Consider the following 584-nt stretch of genomic DNA (forward strand, 5'->3'; position numbering starts at 1 on the left):
ATGAAGGATCTCTTGGAACGATCGCTGGGCTCAAGGGCGATCATAGAGACGAAATTTCCGCTCTCGCTCGATCATGTAATGATCGATGAAAGTCAGATCGAACTTGCCTTGCTCAACCTGTGTGTCAACGCCAGTGACGCCATGCCTGATGGTGGGACGATCATCATTTCCGCCCGGATGGAACAGGTCGGCGAAAGCAATGGTGCTGGCTTGGCTCCCGGCCATTATGTCTGCCTCTCGGTAGCCGACAGTGGCGAAGGAATGGACGGAGAAACGCTGGCTCGGGCGACGGAACCGTTTTTCACCACAAAAGGCGTTGGCAAAGGTACGGGTCTCGGTCTGTCTATGGTGCATGGGATGACAGAGCAAATGGGCGGGTGCCTAGTGCTCAAGAGCTCCAGGGGAACCGGAACCACAGCGGAACTATGGCTGCCGATCGCAACCGCGAGCTCGGAATTCGCGCGCGGGCCGGATGTTCTTGCCGAGGAAGCCATTGAGACGGCGTCGCTGCGGATTCTGGCAGTGGATGACGATGCGCTGGTCCTTTTGAATACCGCGGCAATGCTCGAGGATCTCGGCCATAC

General features: G+C 57.4%; 1 protein-coding gene. It reads left to right on the top strand.

The genetic code is table 11. From position 1 onward, the window contains the following. Window positions 1-584 (top strand): ATP-binding protein (locus tag EN990_RS35270; RefSeq protein ID WP_245469246.1); only part of this gene is annotated, 584 nt, incomplete at both ends.

The organism is Mesorhizobium sp. M7A.F.Ca.US.005.03.1.1 (assembly GCF_003997975.1).
Classification (GTDB): Bacteria; Pseudomonadota; Alphaproteobacteria; order Rhizobiales; family Rhizobiaceae; genus Mesorhizobium; species Mesorhizobium ciceri.